At 46.0% G+C, this 298-nt stretch carries 1 pseudogene; it reads right to left on the reverse strand.

Features of this window, described 5'->3' with window-relative positions:
• Positions 1-298: pseudogene (locus CIK04_RS32630) on the reverse strand (transposase); the annotation flags it as partial.

Here is a 298-nt window from a genome sequence, read left to right on the forward strand (position 1 = left end):
CCCATTTTTCGTAGATAGTTCACCACCAACGCTATCTTCTTGATGTTTTGGGCTGCCGCTGCCAACCAACATTGCATTTGCACATTGGCTAGACCTCGGAAGCGAGCATAACGATGACCATGATGTTGCTTGGCATCTGCTAAAGCTCCGTTCTACTGTTTCACTTCGACGTCGATAAGTCTTCTTGCCATAGGAAGAGAGCCGCATTTGATTTGCTCTCTCTACGGCATCGCTATAGATATGCCGAGTAATCACTTTCTTCATGTTTTTGCTTTGAGTGCAGTCATCCCTCATTGGA

The sequence above is a fragment of the Vibrio sp. 03_296 genome (assembly GCF_002265885.1).